Annotated in this window: 18 protein-coding genes and 2 pseudogenes; 7 read left to right on the top strand and 13 right to left on the bottom strand. The window is 62.9% G+C overall.

The features are described from left to right. Window positions 1-632: 632 nt before the first annotated feature. Both J2805_RS07270 and J2805_RS07265 read left to right on the top strand, forming a co-directional pair. Window positions 633-797, top strand: a complete 165-nt coding sequence (locus J2805_RS07270; protein WP_309971400.1) for a hypothetical protein — start codon at window positions 633-635, stop codon at window positions 795-797. A 67-nt stretch (window positions 798-864) separates the two neighbouring features. Next, entirely contained in the window at window positions 865-1329 is a 465-nt protein-coding gene (locus J2805_RS07265; RefSeq protein WP_309971397.1) for a DUF2127 domain-containing protein, read from the top strand. Window positions 1330-1486: 157 nt separating this feature from the next. Here J2805_RS07265 and J2805_RS07260 read toward each other — a convergent pair whose 3' ends face one another. The 4 genes and pseudogenes from J2805_RS07260 to J2805_RS07245 all read right to left on the bottom strand — a co-directional run bounded on the left by J2805_RS07260 (window position 1487) and on the right by J2805_RS07245 (window position 4350). Beyond that, on the bottom strand, window positions 1487-2041 hold the full coding sequence (locus J2805_RS07260) for a hypothetical protein (RefSeq protein WP_309971394.1): 555 nt from the start codon (window positions 2039-2041) through the stop codon (window positions 1487-1489). Window positions 2042-2178: 137 nt separating this feature from the next. After that, window positions 2179-2748: an adenylate kinase gene (locus J2805_RS07255; protein WP_309974874.1), complete on the bottom strand. Its 570-nt coding sequence runs from the start codon at window positions 2746-2748 to the stop codon at window positions 2179-2181. 104 nt (window positions 2749-2852) lie between these two features. Beyond that, window positions 2853-3220: pseudogene (locus J2805_RS07250) on the bottom strand (NAD(P)(+) transhydrogenase (Re/Si-specific) subunit beta); the annotation flags it as partial. Between the two features lie 29 nt (window positions 3221-3249). Continuing rightward, window positions 3250-4350: pseudogene (locus J2805_RS07245) on the bottom strand (glycogen debranching N-terminal domain-containing protein). Between the two features lie 161 nt (window positions 4351-4511). On the opposite strand from J2805_RS07245, the gene J2805_RS07240 reads away from it, so the two are divergent. After that, window positions 4512-4910, top strand: coding sequence for a VOC family protein (locus J2805_RS07240; RefSeq protein ID WP_309974871.1), 399 nt, complete (start codon window positions 4512-4514; stop codon window positions 4908-4910). A 24-nt stretch (window positions 4911-4934) separates the two neighbouring features. Here J2805_RS07240 and J2805_RS07235 read toward each other — a convergent pair whose 3' ends face one another. From J2805_RS07235 to J2805_RS07215, 5 genes are all read right to left on the bottom strand, one after another. Beyond that, a complete protein-coding gene (locus tag J2805_RS07235; protein WP_309971390.1) occupies window positions 4935-6443 on the bottom strand; it encodes a glycoside hydrolase family 32 protein in 1509 nt (502 codons plus the stop codon). 113 nt (window positions 6444-6556) lie between these two features. Further along, window positions 6557-8164 (bottom strand): ABC transporter substrate-binding protein, encoded by a 1608-nt coding sequence (locus tag J2805_RS07230; RefSeq protein ID WP_309971387.1) that lies wholly within the window; start codon window positions 8162-8164, stop codon window positions 6557-6559. A 77-nt stretch (window positions 8165-8241) separates the two neighbouring features. After that, window positions 8242-9210, bottom strand: a complete 969-nt coding sequence (locus J2805_RS07225) for a carbohydrate ABC transporter permease (RefSeq protein ID WP_309971381.1) — start codon at window positions 9208-9210, stop codon at window positions 8242-8244. 7 nt (window positions 9211-9217) lie between these two features. Then, window positions 9218-10057 carry an ABC transporter permease gene (locus J2805_RS07220; protein ID WP_309971377.1) on the bottom strand — a complete coding sequence of 280 codons (840 nt, stop codon included), beginning with the start codon at window positions 10055-10057 and terminating at the stop codon, window positions 9218-9220. A 131-nt stretch (window positions 10058-10188) separates the two neighbouring features. Then, window positions 10189-11232: a LacI family DNA-binding transcriptional regulator gene (locus tag J2805_RS07215; RefSeq protein WP_309971374.1), complete on the bottom strand. Its 1044-nt coding sequence runs from the start codon at window positions 11230-11232 to the stop codon at window positions 10189-10191. Window positions 11233-11479: 247 nt separating this feature from the next. On the opposite strand from J2805_RS07215, the gene J2805_RS07210 reads away from it, so the two are divergent. The 3 genes from J2805_RS07210 to J2805_RS07200 all read left to right on the top strand — a co-directional run bounded on the left by J2805_RS07210 (window position 11480) and on the right by J2805_RS07200 (window position 13067). Then, complete coding sequence (locus tag J2805_RS07210; RefSeq protein ID WP_309971370.1) at window positions 11480-11905, top strand: ChaB family protein; 426 nt, start codon at window positions 11480-11482, stop codon at window positions 11903-11905. A 78-nt stretch (window positions 11906-11983) separates the two neighbouring features. Continuing rightward, the gene (locus J2805_RS07205) at window positions 11984-12286 is read left to right on the top strand and encodes a DUF4193 domain-containing protein (RefSeq protein WP_309971367.1); all 303 of its coding nucleotides are present in this window, start codon (window positions 11984-11986) and stop codon (window positions 12284-12286) included. Window positions 12287-12431: 145 nt separating this feature from the next. Continuing rightward, on the top strand, window positions 12432-13067 hold the full coding sequence (locus tag J2805_RS07200; protein ID WP_309971364.1) for a dihydrofolate reductase family protein: 636 nt from the start codon (window positions 12432-12434) through the stop codon (window positions 13065-13067). Between the two features lie 74 nt (window positions 13068-13141). Here J2805_RS07200 and J2805_RS07195 read toward each other — a convergent pair whose 3' ends face one another. Then, a complete protein-coding gene (locus tag J2805_RS07195) occupies window positions 13142-14308 on the bottom strand; it encodes a cytochrome P450 (protein ID WP_309971360.1) in 1167 nt (388 codons plus the stop codon). A 345-nt stretch (window positions 14309-14653) separates the two neighbouring features. Next, window positions 14654-15118, bottom strand: a complete 465-nt coding sequence (locus J2805_RS07190; protein ID WP_309971357.1) for a MarR family winged helix-turn-helix transcriptional regulator — start codon at window positions 15116-15118, stop codon at window positions 14654-14656. Between the two features lie 154 nt (window positions 15119-15272). On the opposite strand from J2805_RS07190, the gene J2805_RS07185 reads away from it, so the two are divergent. Then, window positions 15273-16031, top strand: a complete 759-nt coding sequence (locus J2805_RS07185) for a MerR family transcriptional regulator (protein WP_309971354.1) — start codon at window positions 15273-15275, stop codon at window positions 16029-16031. 149 nt (window positions 16032-16180) lie between these two features. On the opposite strand, the gene J2805_RS07180 is transcribed toward J2805_RS07185, so the two are convergent. Beyond that, window positions 16181-17371: a winged helix DNA-binding domain-containing protein gene (locus J2805_RS07180; RefSeq protein ID WP_309971351.1), complete on the bottom strand. Its 1191-nt coding sequence runs from the start codon at window positions 17369-17371 to the stop codon at window positions 16181-16183. 122 nt (window positions 17372-17493) lie between these two features. After that, window positions 17494-17967 carry a GNAT family N-acetyltransferase gene (locus J2805_RS07175; RefSeq protein WP_309971348.1) on the bottom strand — a complete coding sequence of 158 codons (474 nt, stop codon included), beginning with the start codon at window positions 17965-17967 and terminating at the stop codon, window positions 17494-17496. Between the last annotated feature and the right edge of the window lie 71 nt (window positions 17968-18038).

The following is an 18038-nucleotide window of genomic DNA, read 5'->3' as shown; positions in this document are numbered from 1 at the left end:
TGCACCGGTCAGCTCGATGACGGAGAAACGTCGCTCCCTGCCCCTCCGCCTGGTGCAAAGTATTGTCCTGGCAGTACCTGTCGCGCTGATCCTCGGCGCTCTGACACTGATGGCACCGATGCTCGGCACACTTGGTGCTGCCGTCCTGCTTGTCGTAGCGCTGCGGCTCGGCAGACCCAAGCGCCCGTCAGCAATGCGTCAGACTGTTCGGGCAACGGTGCAGCCGTCCCCGCCGACACGGGCGCCGGTTTGGAGCCGGTGGAGGGGCGCCGCAGCCGGCGCAGCGTCGCTAGTGACCTTGATAGTGGGACTTGGCTGCGCAGTGTTTGCCCTTACCGGGAGCAATTGGGCACCAATGATCACTGATTCCACCCACGCCATGAACCTTGGTTTAGCTGGCGGTGCACTGGCCGCCATCCCTGTGTCCCTCGCAGGCGCGATGGTCCTTACGCCGCGGTTTGGCAGCGTCATGCGCTGGTCGGCCCTCCTTTGTTGCGCAAGTCTGATCGTGGTTGCGATCGCGCAGCTTCTCGGGGCCGGGAATCCCACGCAGTGGCCGCTGATCCTTGCTGCAGCAACGCTGATGGGCTTCGCGGTGGCGCTACCTTTCGTCTCGTCCTCGGAGCGCGCCGGTGCGCATTGGCGTGACGGCGGTGCTCGGTCTCGCCGGTTCCATTATCGGACTGAATTTGGTGATGATGGCCGCCTTCATCGCACCCCTTGCAGCCGCGGCACTCCTCGTGTGGTCAATGATCGGCCTGTCCGCGCAGAGAAAGGTCAGTTCCGGGACCGTTTAGGCACTGAGGCTGCCGGGCGGTGCTGGATGCCTGATCGATGTAGGTAGAGTCGACCTGGAACTGGCAGATGGAATTCCGCACCAGCCAATTGGGGGCAACAATCAAAAGATATAAGGCAGCCGCGATTTTGTTGATTATCCAAGGCGGGCTCATGGAACTGGGAGTTTGTCTGGCGTTGATTCCGTTGTTGGCCCTAGGAATTGAACAGGATCGCGCCGCAACCCACTTTTCTTTCATCGTGCCGTATCTGCAGGAAAACCTGTATCTGATGATGTTGATGAGCGGTGTGTTCGGCGTGATCCGGCTTATTGGCGCTATCGGGCTCCTGAAGAACAGGATGTGGGGATTCGCGCTGACCATCATCAACTGTTCGGTCACCATGGCACTCATGATTTTCATGCTTCCGGCAGGGCTTGTGGACGGTGTCCTGTCCTGCACCGCATTGGTGCTTGTTCTGACTGGGTACTTCGGTAAGCAAGAGATCAGTGGCCAACAGCAGCAACGAGGACTCGACGGGCACTTGGTCAGTTGAGACGTGAGCATCACCAGCAAGGGTCGGCTCCATGTTGGCCTGCTCACCGTTGACGGGTGGGTCCCTTCTGGCTCCGGCTTCATGCAAGAGGCGCCGCGTGCTCGATGGGACATCTCAAAGGACGGCAAACATCACAAGGAGCTGCCACGGTGAGTTCTCAGCTGTCAACGACGGACATCGGCATGCCGCCCCCGCGCACGGAAGGGGCGATGCTGTCGAGCTGCCAGCCGTCTGCGGACGCCCGGAACGTTGCGATCTGCGGCAACGAGTAGCCCGACGGGACGTTGCTCGGCCCATTCGCGGTCGAGGCGAGATATTCCTCGGTCAATTCCTTGAAGTGGACGCTCGCCTCCGAACCTGTCACTTCGATGGACTCCACCGTCACGGTCGTCGAAAAAGACGTGTACCAGAAACCGGCTGACTTGAATCCGGCCTTCGACAGGGCCACCACCCGGAGGTCCCGCTCACGCTTGGCCCGGTAGGCAGCCGTCGTCTGCCCATCGGCGAGGCGCGGGGCCGCGGGAGGATCGAGGACTGTGCCGTTGCGATCCTCGACAGCCGCCTGGACGATGGCCGCGAGCTGGGCCGACGACGGGCTGGGCGCCACTGCGGATGAGCCCGCCGTGAGGCGCCCCGTAGCCGGCTGGCACCCTGAAAGGGCCAACCCGAGCAGCGCCGCAACGACGGCTAAGGTGCGCCCGTTCTTCATCATGGTCTCCTTGCCGTACATGTCCTCACAGCGTGCCCTGCCGGCCCCAACCCGGTCAACGGGGTTCAGTGTCGTTCCGCTGCGCTACGAGATCGAGAAAAAGGCGGATTCGACCTTGCCGCAGGAACTGTTGGGCTCGTTCAGGCTCTCTGGGGCGCCTTGATGGCCTGCATGAGGCGGGCGGTAACTTCGACCAAGCTTCCGATGCCATCCACCTGCGCCAGGATTCCGCGTGCGGCGTACTTGGCCACAATTGTCTCGGTCTGTTCGTGGTACAGATCCAGTCGGTGGCGGATAACGGCCTCATGATCGTCGCTGCGGCCGGTTTCCTTGGCACGGCCCAACAGGCGTCCAACGAGTTCCTCGTCGCCGCCGGTCAGTTGCAAAACGACGTCGAGCCTCTGATCACGATCGGCCAGGATCTTATCCAAGTAATCGACCTGGGCCGAGGTCCGGGGGTACCCGTCCAGGAGGAAGCCGCTTTCGACGTCGTCCCCGCTGAGGCGGTCGCGTACCATCTCGTTGGTGACGCTGTCCGGCACGAAATCGCCGGCATCAATGTACTTCCTGGCCTCGACACCCACGGGCGTCCCGCCCTTGACGTTCGCCCGGAAGATGTCCCCGGTGGAAATCGCAACGACGCCGAGGCGCTCAGAGATCCGCTCCGCCTGGGTACCTTTGCCGGAACCCGGGGGTCCGATAATCAACATTCTGGTCATCAAAATGGCCCTTCATAGTGACGCTGCCTCAGCGGCGCGCAGATTTTCTTGACGGTTGAGGAAGCCGGGACCAAGGCAGCCCGGAAAGCGCTTTTCTAGAACGCGCGGAGGATGTCTTCGACGCGTTGTTTGGCGTCGCCGAAGAGCATTTGGGAGTTGTCGCGGAAGAACAGGGGTTCTGGACGCCGGCGTAGCCGGCGGCCATGGAGCGTTTGAACACGACGACGTTCTCGGCTTCCCAGACCCGCAGCACGGGCATTCCGGCGATGGGACTGGAGGGGTCCTCGGCCGCGGCGGGGTTGACGGTGTCATTGGCGCCGATGACGAGGACGACCGAGGTCGAGCCTAGGTCTTCGTTAATTTCGTCCATTTCGAGGACGATGTCGTAGGGGACTTTTGCCTCCGCGAGGAGCACGTTCATGTGCCCGGGAAGCCGTCCGGCGACGGGGTGGATGCCGAACCTGGCGCCGGTGATAATGAGCAGGTCGTTGTTCAGCAGGGATCCTGCGGCGGCGGCGGCCCAGTGGCATCGGCGGTGCCGTAGTAGGCAGACTTCCCGCCTAGTGCTAGGCCGGTGCCGACGCCGAGCCGTACCTCGTGCAGGATCCGTCCCGGCTGTTCCTCGGTTAGTGGGTCAACCACAACTCCTTGCCGCTCCGCAAGGGTCTGCAGCGTGCCCAGTGCCAGCGGTGCGTTGATGGGCATCACCATGAAGGAGGCCAGCAATGAGTCCCGGCCGAACAGTGCCATGAACCACGGTGCCCCGGCGGCAACGACCATCCGCTCGGGATGCTGCGGGTCCACGATGCGCAACGCGCCGATGTCAGCGTAACTGCGGTAAACGGTTCGCTCGAGGGACCTGTTGCCTATTCGGACGGGTGGGATACTGGCGTCCCAGGACTGCTGCCGCCGGGACTGCGGTGAGATGGTGTCCGAACCGGTGTGGAGGGGCGGTGGGGCCGGAGCGCCGGCGTCGGGCATCGGCTCCGCGGTCGCCCGGACGGTCCACTCCCCATGGGCCGGAATTACGGGGTGGAAGAGGAGGCCTTCCGCTCCTGCCTCACCGCCAGGTGCTCGAATGATGACGCCCTTCGTCACGTCCTGCCATGCGGCCTCCATTGTCACCGTGCCGTCCCCGCTCCGGCGGGTCTGTTCCCATTGCCGGTGAAACCGCCCGTCTTTGACCTCAAACAGATCTGCAAAGTCTGTGTCTACAAACAGCGCGACGTCGCAGGCGGCTGGCTGAAGGGAATGGTTGCGGATCGTGATGTCCTCGTGAATGCCCCTGCCGAGTTCCCGCTTGCGCTCCACCGTCAGCGGACTATCTGCCCGGCCATCGGTACGGACACCCCTCCCGACCTACATTCCCTGGTACGGCGCCGGCGTCCAGGCTCCCAAGGCCTCCATGGGCTGACCGTTGACGGTCAGGCACCAGCGAGACAGAATCCTGGTGTCCTCGTGGAAGACTCCGTGAGGGTGATACGGAAAGATATCTCCGTTCTGCAGCGATATACAGAACGACGATCCCTCCACCAGTGTCACGGCACCTTGCCCAACAGGACCCGCCGCGTTGTCTGCATTCCATCCGGCCATCGCTGGCTCCTTTGAAGCACACCGCCTGTCAAGTGATCTGAATCTACGCCGGTCACCGAACGCTTACCAGACGTTGTGCTCTGAGTAAGGAACTCGAAGCAAGGAAAGCGCCACGGGTGTTGAGCGCTATCGCGTGGCGCCAGGACGGTACTGTGAAGCGCATGGAGATGCGCCTTGAAGTTGTGCAGGTACCGGTAGCCGACGTCGACAGGGCGAAAGCGTTCTATGCCGGGAAACTGGGGTTCATTCTCGATCACGATGTGGAGCACATCCCCGGGATGAGGGTCGTGCAGCTGACCCCGCCCGGCTCCGCCGCATCCATCGTGATCGGAACGGGAATGACCGGCATGACCCCTGGCAGCCTCGAGGGGCTGCAGCTCGTTGTCGCTGACCTGGGGGCCGTGCGTGCAGAGCTCCTGCGCCGAGGGGCCGATATCAGTGAAATTCAGGACATGGGCGGAGTGCAGTTTGCTTACTTTGCTGACCCGGACGGCAACCGCTGGGTTATCCAGGGCGCAACACGCACTGACATCAGGGACGCACATCTGGACCGGCCATAGCTGCCCACAGCGACAAGCAGAGCGCTACGAGTACTGCGTGACGTGCAGGCTATTAATCGTTGCCGTTCCACCGCTGGCGTAGACAGCCAGGTCGCTACTACCGGGTGCCGGAAAGATCAGCTCCGTCATGGTCACCTGGCCTCCCTGGGCGAAGATCTCCACGGAGCAGTGGTCGACGTAGATGGTGAGCTCGTAGGACCCGTTCGCTGCCTGGAGAGGGGCACTGTCGATGGAGGCGAAAGCCTCGTGGAAATCGGTCTGCCCGGAGTTCCGGCGGTCGACAATCAGTGCGCCGTCAAGGTGTCTGATGCCGATGCGCGTTCCTTGGTCTCCGTCGCCGCGGACTATTAGTCCAAATTCCGTGGCGCTTCCGCAAGTCAGGGTAACGTCGATGCGCTGGACGGTGCCCGCTGCACCGTCCAGGATGTGGGTGCCGTCGGATATTTCGGTGTCCATAAGGCTGAACGTCCGTGCCAGGCCGGCAAGCGAAGCAAAATCTCCGGCTGCCTTTTGCACGAGCCGCGGATTTCCCCCGACGGTGTGGAGAGATATTTCGCGGGCCAGTGTCATGGGGCTGCGCCAGGGTGAGGTGGGGATGTGGTTGGCGTACTCCCAGTTGTTCATCCAGGCGATCATGAGCCGGCGGTTCTCGGGGGCGTCGCTGAAAGAGACTGCGGCGTAGTAGTCCCGGCCCCAGTCGAGCCATTGGTATTCGCCCAGCCGGTCCGGATCCTGGGGGCCTTCGGTGACAGTGGTGGCCGACGTGAAGGTGGTGCCGTCGAAGTCTCCGACGAAGTACTGCCCCGCCGAGCCGCTGTTCGGGCCGCCGGGGTTGAGATTGACGGTGAGGACCCACTTGAGGTTTCCCGGGTCGCCGTCGACCGGGAGGGTGAAGAGGTCAGGGCATTCCCAGACCCCGCCGGTGGCGTTGGCCGGGCCGAAGGTGCTCAGCAGTTCCCAGCTGCTTAGGTCGTAGGACTTGTAGAGCACAACCTGGAAGTCCGTGGCTTCGACGGCGACCATGACCCAGTAGCTGCCGGCAGCTCCGTCGTACCAAATGACCTTGGGGTCGCGGAACTCGGCTGACCCGCGGTTCAGCACGGGATTGGCGGTGTGTTTGGTCCAGGTGTAGCCGCCGTCCCGACTGTAGGCCAAGGATTGGGCCTGGATGCCGGGGTGCGCGGAGCCCTGCTTGAAAGCGCTGGTGTAGACGGCGACCAGGGCCGGTGCGGAGTCAGTGCCGAAGCCGCTGCTGTTGTCCCGGTCGAAGACGATGCTGCCGGAGAAGATATCTTCTTCTTCGTCGCAGGCGATGGCCACAGGATGCTCGGTCCAGGTGAGCAGGTCCGGGGAGGTAGCGTGTCCCCAGGACATGTTTCCCCAGACGTTGTCCAGGGGGTTGTTCTGGTAGTAGAGGTGGTAGACGCCATCATGGAAGATCAGGCCGTTGGGGTCATTGAGCCAGGTGTTACGTGCGGCGTAGTGGAGCGCTGGACGGAAGGTCTCGGCTGTCGTGGCGGTCGCGGCAGTCATGAAGGTGACATCTCGTTTCTATGCGGGTCTTGCGGAGAACCCGTGGGTGCGCGGGGTCCGTGGGGCCGGGCGGTCCGGTGCGCGATACGCACCGGCCCGCCGGCGGGTCAGGGCTAGGAGTTCTTCTGGTAGCGGTCGTAGGCCTGCTGGTAGACCTCGATCATTTTCTCGACGCCGATGTTCTTGAGCTGGGTGACGTAGCCGTCCCACTCCTGCTCGATTCCGCCGGAGACGATCCACTTGGCGAGGTTCTGCTTGACCAGTGACGTGGTGTCTGCCTGGATGCTGCTGATTTGCTGCAGTTCCTCGTTGGACAGGGCTACCGGGGGGTAGCCGTCGTTTCCGGCGAAGGGCTTGTAGATTTCGTTGACGGTCTTCTGGCGTTCGGCGGCGCGCGGTTCGGGGGCGACGACGGCTGTGAAGTTCTCGGCGGTGTTGGCCTTCGGACCGCCCGGGGCGACCTTCTGGCGGCGTTCGCCCTCGCTGGTTCCGGCGGCTGCAGGGATCTGGGTCAGCAGGCCGCTGGCGTCCTTCTGCAGCGTTTCACCGATCGGTCCCCAGTTGGCCTGGGCTGACTGGATGGGGTCGTAGAGGTTGTCTGCCCAGCGCATGGTGGCTGCCGGGTACTTGTTGTTCCGGGTGATGGCGAACGCACCGCGGGCGATCTCCTGGTTGTTGGACTGGCTGGCGATCCGTTTGCCGTCCACGCCTTCAAGGACCGGGACCAGGGCGTAGTTGCCGGCGCGGTCGGCGCCGACCATCTCGGGGACTTCCCACCACACGAATGAGCCAAGGTTTTCCGTGGCGGCTTTGCCCTTGGCCAGGTAGGCCTTGTCGTCCTGGGAGAAGGACTCGGGGTCGATCAGGCCCTCCTGGTACCACTGGTGCAGGGTCTGGATGGCCTTTTTGTAGCCGTCCTGGGTGGCTGTGAAGATGACTTTGTCGTCCTGGACGATCCGGTGGTCCATGTTGTCGGGCACTCCGCCGAGGGCTGCGATCAGGTCAACGATGTCCCCGCACCACGAGCCGGGCATGAAGCTCAGCGGGATTGTCTTTCCGGTCCCTGACGCGTCCTGGGTCTTGAACGCGAGCAGTGCGTCGTGGAACTCATCGACGGTCCTGGGCATCGGGATGTTGAGCTTCTTCAGCCAGGAAGTGTTGATGGCCAGTTCGTTGGGGAACTGGACCAGGCCGAGTTCTTCCACGGACGGCAGGGAGTAGATGTGCCCGTCCGAGGAGGTGATGGCTGCCTTGATGTCCGGACGTGCGGAGAGCAGCTTGGAGAGGTTGGGCGCGTTTTTCTCGATCAGGCCTTCGAGCGGGATGAGGGTGCCGCTGGCGGAGTAGGTGGCGATCTCGGCGTCGGTCAGGCCGGTGTTGAAAAAAGCGTCGGGCAAGTCACCGCTGGCGAGGATGAGGTTCTTCTTTTCCTGGAAGACCGTTTCGGGCAGGTTCTCCCAGTTGATGTGGATATTGGTGGTTTTTTCCCATTCCTTCACCACGGTCATGGTGTTGTAGTCCGGGGCCAGGGCGGCCTTGGTGCCCGAGAAGGTCAGGTCGAGTGGCTGGCTGACGATCGGGAAGCCGGTTTCCTGGAAGCCGAAGTCCGCGGAGGCGTCTTTGATTTCCGTGGTGCCGGAGCCGCCGCCGGAGCAGGCGGTGAACGTCAATGTTCCGGCCAGGACTGCCCCGAGGGCGGCGTATTTGCGGCTGAATGCCATGGTCATTCCTATTCTGAGGTGGGTTTGCGGCCGGCCGGGAGCGGTTGCCTTTGGCGGCCGATATGGGGGAGGAGCGTCTATTTGACGGCGCCGATCATGGCGCCCTTGGTGAAGTGCTTCTGCATGAATGGCAGGGCAATCATGAGTGGCAGGCTCGAGACGACGATCATGGCGTACTTGGTGAGCTCTGCGATCCTTTGCGCTGCCGCATAGGACTCGATGTCTCCGCCGGTGGTGCCGGTGGATGAGACGTCTGACTGGATGAGGATGTTGCGCAGGACGAGCTGCAGGGGGTACTTGGAGTCATCGTTGAGGAAGATCAGTGCGTCAAAGAACGAGTTCCAGTGGGCCACAACGTGGACCATGACCATGAGCATGATCAGGGGTTTGGAGAGGGGCAGCACCATTTTGAAGAAGAACTTGAAGTCGGTTGCCCCGTCCATCTGGGCGGCTTCCCGCAGTTCGTTCGGGATGGTGTGCTCAAAAAATGACCGGGCGATGATCAGGTTCCACACGCCCACTGCGCCGGGAAGGACCACGGCCCAGACGGTGTCCAGCATGCCCAGGTCACGCACCACCAGGTACTTGGTGATGAGCCCGCCGTCGAAGAACATCGTGATCACGAACAGGAGCATCAGGACTTTCCGGCCGGGCATGTCCTTGCGCGACAGCGCGTAGGCCCCGCAAAGGATGGTGCAGACGCTGATGGCTGTGCCGAGCACGGTGTAAACGACAGTGTTGCCCAGGCCATTCCAGATCCGGCTGTCGGCAAAGATCCGCTCATAGCCTTCGGTGGTGATCCCGGAAGGGAACAGCCAGACTTTGCCTTCGTAGACGGCGTTGGGGTCGCTGATCGAGGCGATGACAATGAAGTACAGCGGGTACACCACCGCCAGGATGGACAGCAGCAGGACAGCGGTTGCGGCGATGTTGAAGACACGGTCACCGTACCTGTCCCTGAGCGTCAGCCTCGGGCGGGGCAGGTGGGCCGGACTGACGGTCCGGGTGGGCTGGTCGTTAGTGCGGGGGTTGGTTGTCAATGACATGTCGGCATCACCACAGGGTCGCTTGGTTGGCCCGGCGTGCCACCGTGTTGAAGAAGAGGAGCAGCGCCAGGTTGAGGAGGGAATTGAACAGGCCGATGGCGGCCGAGTAGCTGAACTGCGCCTGCTGCAGTCCCGCGTGGTAGACGTAGGTCTGGATGATCTCCGAGGACGAGAGATTCAGCGGCGTCTGCATCAGCAGCGCCTTCTCGAAACCGACGTTGAGCAGGTTGCCGATGGCCAGGATGAACAGCACCGTCACCACGGGCATGATGCCCGGCAGGTCGATGTGCCGGATCCGCTGCAGCTTCGAGGCGCCGTCGACCTTGGCCGCGTCATGAAGCGCCGGGTCGATTCCGGCCAGGGCCGCCAGGTACACGATCATGGAGAACCCGGCGTTCTGCCAGACATCCGAGATCACATAGATGGGACGGAACCACTCCGCCGAACCCATGAAGAAGATCGGCTCGCCGCCGGCCAGCTGGATCGCGTTGTTCACCAGTCCGGATCTGGGGGACAGGACCACAAACATAATGCCCACCACCACGACGGTCGAGATGAAAGCGGGGGAGTAGAGCACTGTCTGGGTGAACTTCTTGAACTTTTCACTCTGCAGCTGGTTGACCAGCAACGCCAGGATGATGGGGATCGGGAACGCCACCAACAGGCCCAGGACCGCGATCCACAGGGTGTTCCCGAGGACCTGGCCGAACTGGTAGGAATTCACAAACCGGATGAAGTGGGTCAGACCCACCCACGGGCTGTCCGTGAACCCGTCCACGGGGTTGTAGTTCTTGAAGGCGATCTGTACGCCGTACATCGGCCAGTACTTGAAGACCAGGATGTACACGACGGCGGGGGCTAGTAATACGTATAACTGCCACGCCCGAGAAAATCTCTTTAGGCGGAGCCAAAGAGAAATTTTTCGCTGCGGCAACGGCGCCGCCGACGGACGCCCGCGTCGGGCCGGGATGGTGCGGCTCATGGCATCTCCTTAGGATGTGTCACTGACTTGCGTTCAACGAGAGGGCAGTCCATCAGCTCGACCCGGCCTTCGGGTTCCGCCTCCTGGAGGATCAGTTCAACCGCGCGCCGGCCCATGGCGACGAACGGCAAGTCGAGGGTGGTCAGACCCGGACGAAGGTGCGGGGCCAGGATGGCCTGGTTGTCGAAGCCCACGATGGATACATCCCCGGGGATTGACAGCCGCAGGTCAGACACCGCCTGGTAGGCACCCCAGGCTCCACGGTCGTTCCCGCAGAAAATGGCGGTAGGCGGCGTGGCGGAGGTCAGGAGCTCCATTGCATACCGGTAGCCGTCTTCTTCCCCGCCCCCGCCGAATCGGACCAGGTCCGGGTCCGATTCCAGCCCCGCCTCCTGAAGCGCCGCCAAGTAGCCTTCGTGGCGGCCGACGGCAGCCGGTAGCCCGCTCTCCAAAGTTTCGATATTGATGAAACCTATGCGGCTGTGGCCTGCGTCCAAGAGCCGGCGCGTAGCGGTGTAACCGCCCTTCACTTCATCGGGAGCGACGCTTGGCAGCCGGCCGGCGCGGTCCTGGGAGTTCAGCACCACTGACCGGACACCCTCCAAAGCTGCGGGGACCTCCAGTCGCCGGTGATACATGGCGGCATAGACGACGCCTGCAACCTTGTAGGACAGCATGGCGTCCAGGGATGCGGCCTCAAGTTCCTTGTCGCCGCCGGTGTTCACCGTGAGCAGGAGGAGTCCGTCCTCCCAGGCCCGCTGCTGCGCACCCTCAATGATGGCGCCGGCAAAAGGTGAGGTGGCCACCGAATCGCCGATGAACCCGATCATGCCGGCCACGCCTTCGCGGAGAACCTTGGCGTGGGCGTTGGTGCGGTAACCCAGCCGGATCACCGCATCACGGACGCGCTTCCGGGTATCCTCGGAGAAGCGCGACCCTGAGGCTGAATTCAGCACCAAAGACACTGTGGCCTGTGAGACGCCGGCAGCAGCGGCGACGTCGTGCATCGTCGGTCCTGACTTTGGCCGTGATCCAGCCATGGGCACCTCCTCGGGCCTTTTGCATGAGCGAGTTATTCGTATAACTGGGTCTACTGTAGCGGGCATCACATCAAGCGTCAACAGGGTCCCGGACTGGTCCGCCGTGGCCGCCTTGCGGCGGCGCGCTTCCGGCGTTCCGGCAGGTGGTGGAGGGCATTGCCGACCCGGGGTCGCCGGAAGGGCTGCATATTGACAATTGGGCTGGTTCTATCTACAAAGGATCAACCTGCGGATAGGAGTGAGCGGCGTGCCTAAAACCGGCAAGAACGATCATGCCCGCAAAGACGAGCTTCCCTCGACCCTGCAGCGTTCAGAGCAGAAAGCCCAGGACACTTTCGCCAAGACCTATGATTCCGCCCTCGAGTCCTACGACAACGACGAGAGTCGGGCTGCACGTACCGCTTACGCCGCGCTCAAGCACAGCTACGAGAAGGTGGGCGACCACTGGGAGCAGAAGGAGAAGCGCGGCCCCTCGGACAAACACGCGGAGGAGGGAGTTGATTCAACTCAACCCACCGCGGGAGGTGTGGATGCCAACGCGTCGAAGGAACATCTGTATCAGCTTGCGCAGGAATTGAACATCGACGGCCGTTCCAAAATGAACAAGGACGAGCTCGTCCAGGCCCTGCAGAAGGCCAACGACGCCGCAACCCGGAAGGCGCGAGAAAACTAACCGCGCGGCTGGAACAACGCCGCTCCGATGTACGTTCCACCTCTGTAGGGCACAACACCAGAAAAGAGAGCCAGCCCCGTGGCAACCGATTACGACGAAGTACGTTCCGACGTCAAGGAATCGCAGAACAGCTCGCTCGAAGAGCTGCAGTCCGCGAACGCCCCGGATGCCAGCAGCGTGGTCCGGGAGCTCGATGTAGCGGATGCGATGGATGACGCCATCATCCCCGGCGGAGAATTTGTCGCCGAGGAACTGGTTGTCCAGATCATCCCTCAGGCAGCCGACGAGTTCACCTGCTACTCCTGTTTCCTGGTCCGACACCGCTCGCAAATTGCCCGTGAAAAGAATGGCCACGCCTACTGCATCGAATGTGAAAGCTAAGGCAGGTTCTTTCCCACCGCAAGGAACCCTTTTCTGGAGTCCACGCCTTCCCTTGAACGTCTGATCGCTCCGGGCATAGCATGACCGGCACAGGCGTCGAAGGCACACCTGTGCACTGTGCGCCGGTCAGCTCGAGGAGACAGTTATGGGCGAGGCAACTGCAGAAGCGCCATCAGGGTCCCTGATGGTCGACCTGATCATATCCCTGGACGGATATGCCTCGGCCGAGGGATGGCCGGGCTGGTGGGGTTTGGAGGGGCCCGAATACCTGGCCTGGCTCAAACAGGAGGGGGAGAAGGGCTACACCTTCCTTCTCGGGGCGAACACATATCGACTGATGTCCAGCATGTCAGCGGAGGCCGCGGCCGAGGGCTCGGAATTTTCGGAGGATGAGGGGGCCAGCCTCACCGGCCTTGCCGCCGTGCCCAAGGTTGTCTTTTCCTCCACGCTGCAGGCGCCCCTGACCTGGCCGAATTCGGAGCTTGTGACCACGGACGCGGTGGAGGCCGTGGCGGAGATGAAACGGACCGGGACGGGGCCCTTGAGTACCCTCGGCAGCCTCAGCCTGTGCCGGTCGCTGCTGACCGCCGGGCTCGTGGACAGATTCCGGTTGGTCGTCTTCCCTGTGATCACGGGACGTACGGGGCGGGAGCGGATTTACGACGGCTATCCGGACGTCTCGCTCGAGATGGTGGCCAGCAGGACCTTCGACGGCCGGCTCCAGCTGCTCGAGTACGTCCCCACGGTGCTCAGCAGTCCGCCGGGCAGCGGTCCGACGTAAGTCAAACCAGTCGACCGTGGGTCCGGCCGTAAGCCTCGAATCAAAGGGCCGTCGGTGACCGGACGCCCCGGCGGTCAGCTTGCCTGCCAAGTGACCGGGAGGGCCTTCAGCCCGTAGACGATTGTGCTGTCCATCCGTTCGAGGCGCGATTCCGGCGGGAGGGTGAGCCCTGGCAGCCGCGACAGGATGGCCTCCAGCGCGATTCTTGTTTCGAGTCTTGCCAGCGGGGCGCCGAGGCAGAAGTGGATGCCGTGGCCGAACGCCAGATGCCGGATCTGGCCCCGGTCGATGTCGAACCGGGCCGGCTGCTGGAACTGCCGCTCGTCGCGGTTCGCAGAGCCGATCCAAGCCACCACCGGGGCGCCGGCCGGAATCTGAGTGGCAGCCAGGCTGGTGTCCGCCACGTTCACCCGATACATGGACTGAACAGGAGATCGATAGCGAAGCACTTCTTCGATTGCCTGGGGGAGCAGTGATGGCTCCTTCAGTAATCGGTCGATGGTGCCGGGCACTTCAGTAAAGCAAAGAACCGCGTTTCCTATCAGATTGGTGGTTGTTTCATTGCCGGCGACAAGCAGCAGGCTGCAGAAGCCCAACAGTTCGGCAACGCTCAGTTTCTGCCCGTCAATCTCGGCTGAGAGCAGGTTGCTGATCAGATCGTTGCCGGGCCGGGTCCGACGTTGTTCGATAAGGTCCAGGAAGTACTCGGTCATTTCCCGGTTGGTGACGTGGTGTTCCTCATTTGTTGTGCCGGCCCGCGTTTGGCTGACGATGACATCGGACCATTGCTTAAAGCGGTCACGGTCGTCAGAGGGGACGCCCATAAGTTCCGAGATCACGATGACGGGCAGCGGGTAGGCCAACTCCCGGATGAGGTCCGCTGTTCCGCGGGGAGCTATCCCCTCCAAAAGCTCCACCGCGAGCTGTGCGATGCGGGGAGCCAGCGCATCCACAGCCTTCGGCGTGAACGCCTGGGTCACCAGGGAGCGCAACTGCCGGTGCCGCGGCGGGTCGGCGGTGATCAGGCTCGACGCGAAGAGCTGACCTGTCTCGGATGGATCGTCCCCGCCCATCCGTGAGGAAAAGCTGGCATGTTCAGACAGCACGCGCTGCACATCGTCGTACCGGAAGACATGCCAGCTCCCCGATTGCTCGTCATGAAAGACGGGTGCGGCTTCGCGCATCTTCGCGTACTGGGGAAAGGGATCCAGCGGATGATCGCTGGCCGGGGCGAAGTCCATGGCTGGCCTCTCTGCTCGGCCCGGCGAGGTGTCGGCCTTGCCGAACTGCCGGGGCGTCGGGTGATGGACCGTGGGACCCTGATTTTATCCGCTGCCAGCCCGGGACGTTAGTGGGCAGGCACGTCCGTTTTCGCTTTTGTCGAACGAATTCCCGGTATGGCGGGAGTCGGTCCCCGGAGCGAACGATCGGTGGCACCTAGGATGAGAAACGTGACTCGATGGCCTGCGCCAACCAAAGTGCTCGATGCGGGCATCGCCTTCTCGTGAAGCTCTAACCTGGGATGTAGGAGGACGGGCTTCCCAGGCGGCGGAAGCTCAGTGCCCGCGGTGACCGCACTCTCATAATCAGCGTCCTGGATCGCTCTGTTCGGCCTCCTGCGTTGTTGGTGCTTCCTCCCTGGCTGCGAGGGCACGCACGATGGTCTGCAGTTCTGCACGGAGCAGGTCAGTATCGACCTCCGCGGTTGCCAGAACCGAGCGTTCCAAGTCGCGTGCCCCTTCGCGTGCAGAAGTGCCGGCGACGGTGATGGACACGACCTGGCTGCGGCGGTCGGATTGGCTGCGCTGGCGAATAACGTACCCGTGGGCCTCCAAACGCATGAGGGTTTTGCCGATGGTCTGGGCCTGCACCCTCACGATCTGTGCAAGGGAAGACTGGGTCATGGGGCCGTTGGCCGCCAGGACGTCCAAGGCGATCACCCCGGCATGGGTCAGCCCGATATCGTCCAGCTTCTCGTTCCAGGCGTGCTCGACGAGCCGCGCTGCAGTCGACAGCAGGCGGCCGGTGGGCCAGAGTCTGATATCAGGCATAGGCGCAGTATAGAACCTGTGGGGTCGGAATGGTTGTGCACCTTGACCGTCCAGCTGTGACCGGGCCTGATGCCTCCGACGGATGCCCTTGACCTTCCCGTTGCGTCAACCTTTAGAGTCGGCTTATCGGGCGGTGCCACGGAAGGAGGAACGCATGGACTGGTCAATCCAACATATTGCGCGGATCGCGGGCACCACGAGCCGGACCCTGCGGCACTATGACGACATCGGCCTGCTCAAGCCGAGCCGGATTGCCCATAACGGCTACCGGCATTACGACCAGGAGGCGCTGGTCCAGCTGCAGCGGATACTACTGCTCCGCGAACTGGGCCTCGCCCTGCCGGTGATCGCCGAAGTTGTGGGCAACGAGTCGGACGCCGCCAAGGCCCTGAGCAGTCACCTGAAGTGGCTTCGGCAGGAACAGGACAGACTGAACCGGCAGATCGCGTCGGTCCAGCGCACCCTCGAGGCAGTGAAAGGAGGTGGAGAAGTTATGGCAGAGAACATGTTCGACGGCTTTGACCACACGAAGTACAAGGAGGAAGTGGAGGAACGCTGGGGCAAGGATGCCTACGCCAGCAGCGACGCCTGGTGGCGTGGAATGGACGCCACGGAAAAGGCCGCCTGGAAGCAACGCTCGCAGCAGCTCGGAAGCGACTGGATTGCCGCGGCCGGCGCGGGCATCGCAGCCGACAGCGACGAGGCGCAAGATCTTGCGAGACGACAGGTGGAATGGCTTCGGGGTATCCCCGGGACCCCAGCCGCAGCGCCGGGCGGTGACGTGAAGGGTTACGTGATCGGCCTCGGTGAAATGTACGTCGCCGATCCTCGGTTCAGCGCAAACTATGGCGGCGAGTCCGGAGCCGGTTTCGTCCGGGACGCCCTGCGCATCTATGCGGAAGCGAACCTGTAGCTCCGCAACAATTGCGGAGAGATTCACCGTATTCAGGATCAGTGCGCTGTTGTGTGCGGGTGATGGCCCGCACACAACAGCCGGTCCTCGAGCGTTTTAGCCCAGGTGTCGTCCCGCAGGGGAATGGGGGAGCGCTCGGGCGGGGAGGGTCAGTACGTGTCGATTTCGACGTCCACGGACGATGCGCCCCGCAACGGCGCGATCTGCTCGGCCTCACCCTGTATTGACCTCTTGTTCCGGTCCGTCAGCGGGCCGAACGTCTTGATGGCGAAGGTCAGTCTACGGCCGGTCTTGCGGAGACGCCACGTGCCGGTGATTTTGCCGCCTGCGAGGACCGTGCCTGGTTCCCTGACCGCCTTCCAGACGTCCCGCTGGTATTTCTTGTCGACGATCGTCTCGTGGTCGCGCATCTGGGTATATGGGTCATGTGGCGGAAGCAGGCGCGCGCCTTTTGGCATCGAAGCCGACCGCAGGGCATCGAGATCCTCAGTGAGGAGCCAGGCCGTGCCGCCGAACTCGACCTGGGTCAGCTCGTCCGTGACCAAACTCCACCAAGGGTCAGTGTCACCGGGCTGGATCCCCAACCATGCGGCGAAGTCTGAGCGTGTGGACGGTCCGTAGCAGCGCAGGTAGCGGCGAAGCAGTTCGGCGCGCGCGACGTCCCGGTCGGTCTCCGGGATCGGATGGCCAAGCCACTCATCGACAAGGACGAACGGCGCTTTGTTTCCGGCGCGCGGCGCGAAGCAGACTACACGCCGCAACGTGAGGATGCGGACACAGAAATGTACGACGCCCTCACCGAGCGGTTGCCCGGGGGCATAGGGACCTTGTTCCTCCCAGATGACGCGTTGTCGCTTCGGCAGCCTGCGGGCAGTCCGAGTGGCGATCTCCGCACCGAGCTCGTTGATGGCGAGACTGCGCCCGGAAAGTACGTCGTGGATCTCAGCGGCGATCAGTTCGACCGCCTCGATCAGGCCCATGTCCAATTTGTCCAACGCAGGCTCCACGCCAGGTACGAGATGACGCTGCGCCTCCTCCGTCGGCGGAAGCACACCGGTGGTGAAGAGCGGCGCATCCGAGACCGGGAAGTAGAACGGCGAGCCGCGCATGCACCAGGTCTGCAGTAGGGTCTTTTCCTCGGCGACTGCATTGTCCACCTGTTCCTGCGTGAGGTTTCGCACCCTGGCATGCAAGGCCAGCAACGCCGACCCGGGCGGGCTGTTCTGGATCCCGCACCGACCGGCCGCGTCGAGCAGCCCGCCTTTGCCCAACCGTTCGGTGAGATGATGGGCGCCCAGACGAAAAGCCATGACGTCGCCCTTCGAAACCCTGTCATTCATGGCACATACTATCGCCGCCTGCCAGCCGTCCATCCTGACGTTCTCTGCGGTATCCGCGGCTCACCCGCTGACCTCACGGAGATCCTGCACGCTTAACATGATCCCGCGCATTTCGTTTGTGCTCAGAGGCGGAGTTCCATAAAAACGCTGTTCGGATCCAGGGAGTAGTCGCCGAAGGGCGGGCACTCGGTGAAGCCGTTCCGGACATACAGCCGCCGTGCGGGAGCGAAATACTCCTCCGTTCCCGTCTCCAGGTAGATGCGCCCGTAGTCTCGGCTTCGGGCTTCGTCCAGGATGTGCCTGAGCATCAGGGTGGCGACGCCGCGCCCCCGCGCATTTGCCGTGGTCCGCATGGACTTGATTTCGCCGTGCTTTGCGGCACCGTCCGGCGAATCGAGGACTTTCAGCGCCCCGCAGCCGAGGAGTTGGCCTTCCTCGCGGGCTGTCCAAAACGTGATCGACGGTACGGACAGCGCTGAATGGTCCAGCGCGTGCACACTTTCGGCCGGAGAGGTCGCAAACATGTCTGCCAGGTGCTCGCTCAGGAGCTGGTGGACGTCCCCACGTGCGGGGTCGTCGTGGTCAATCTGAATCATCGCCTCAAATTTACCGGCGCACCCGGCAAACCGGAAGTAGGGCGGCGCGCGCCGGAGACTTGAATCAATTT

This window comes from Arthrobacter oryzae (assembly GCF_031454875.1).
GTDB classification, from domain to species: Bacteria; Actinomycetota; Actinomycetes; order Actinomycetales; family Micrococcaceae; genus Arthrobacter; species Arthrobacter oryzae_D.
The sequence above is the reverse complement of the archived record's forward strand: the minus strand, read 5'-3'. Positions and strand labels throughout refer to the sequence as shown.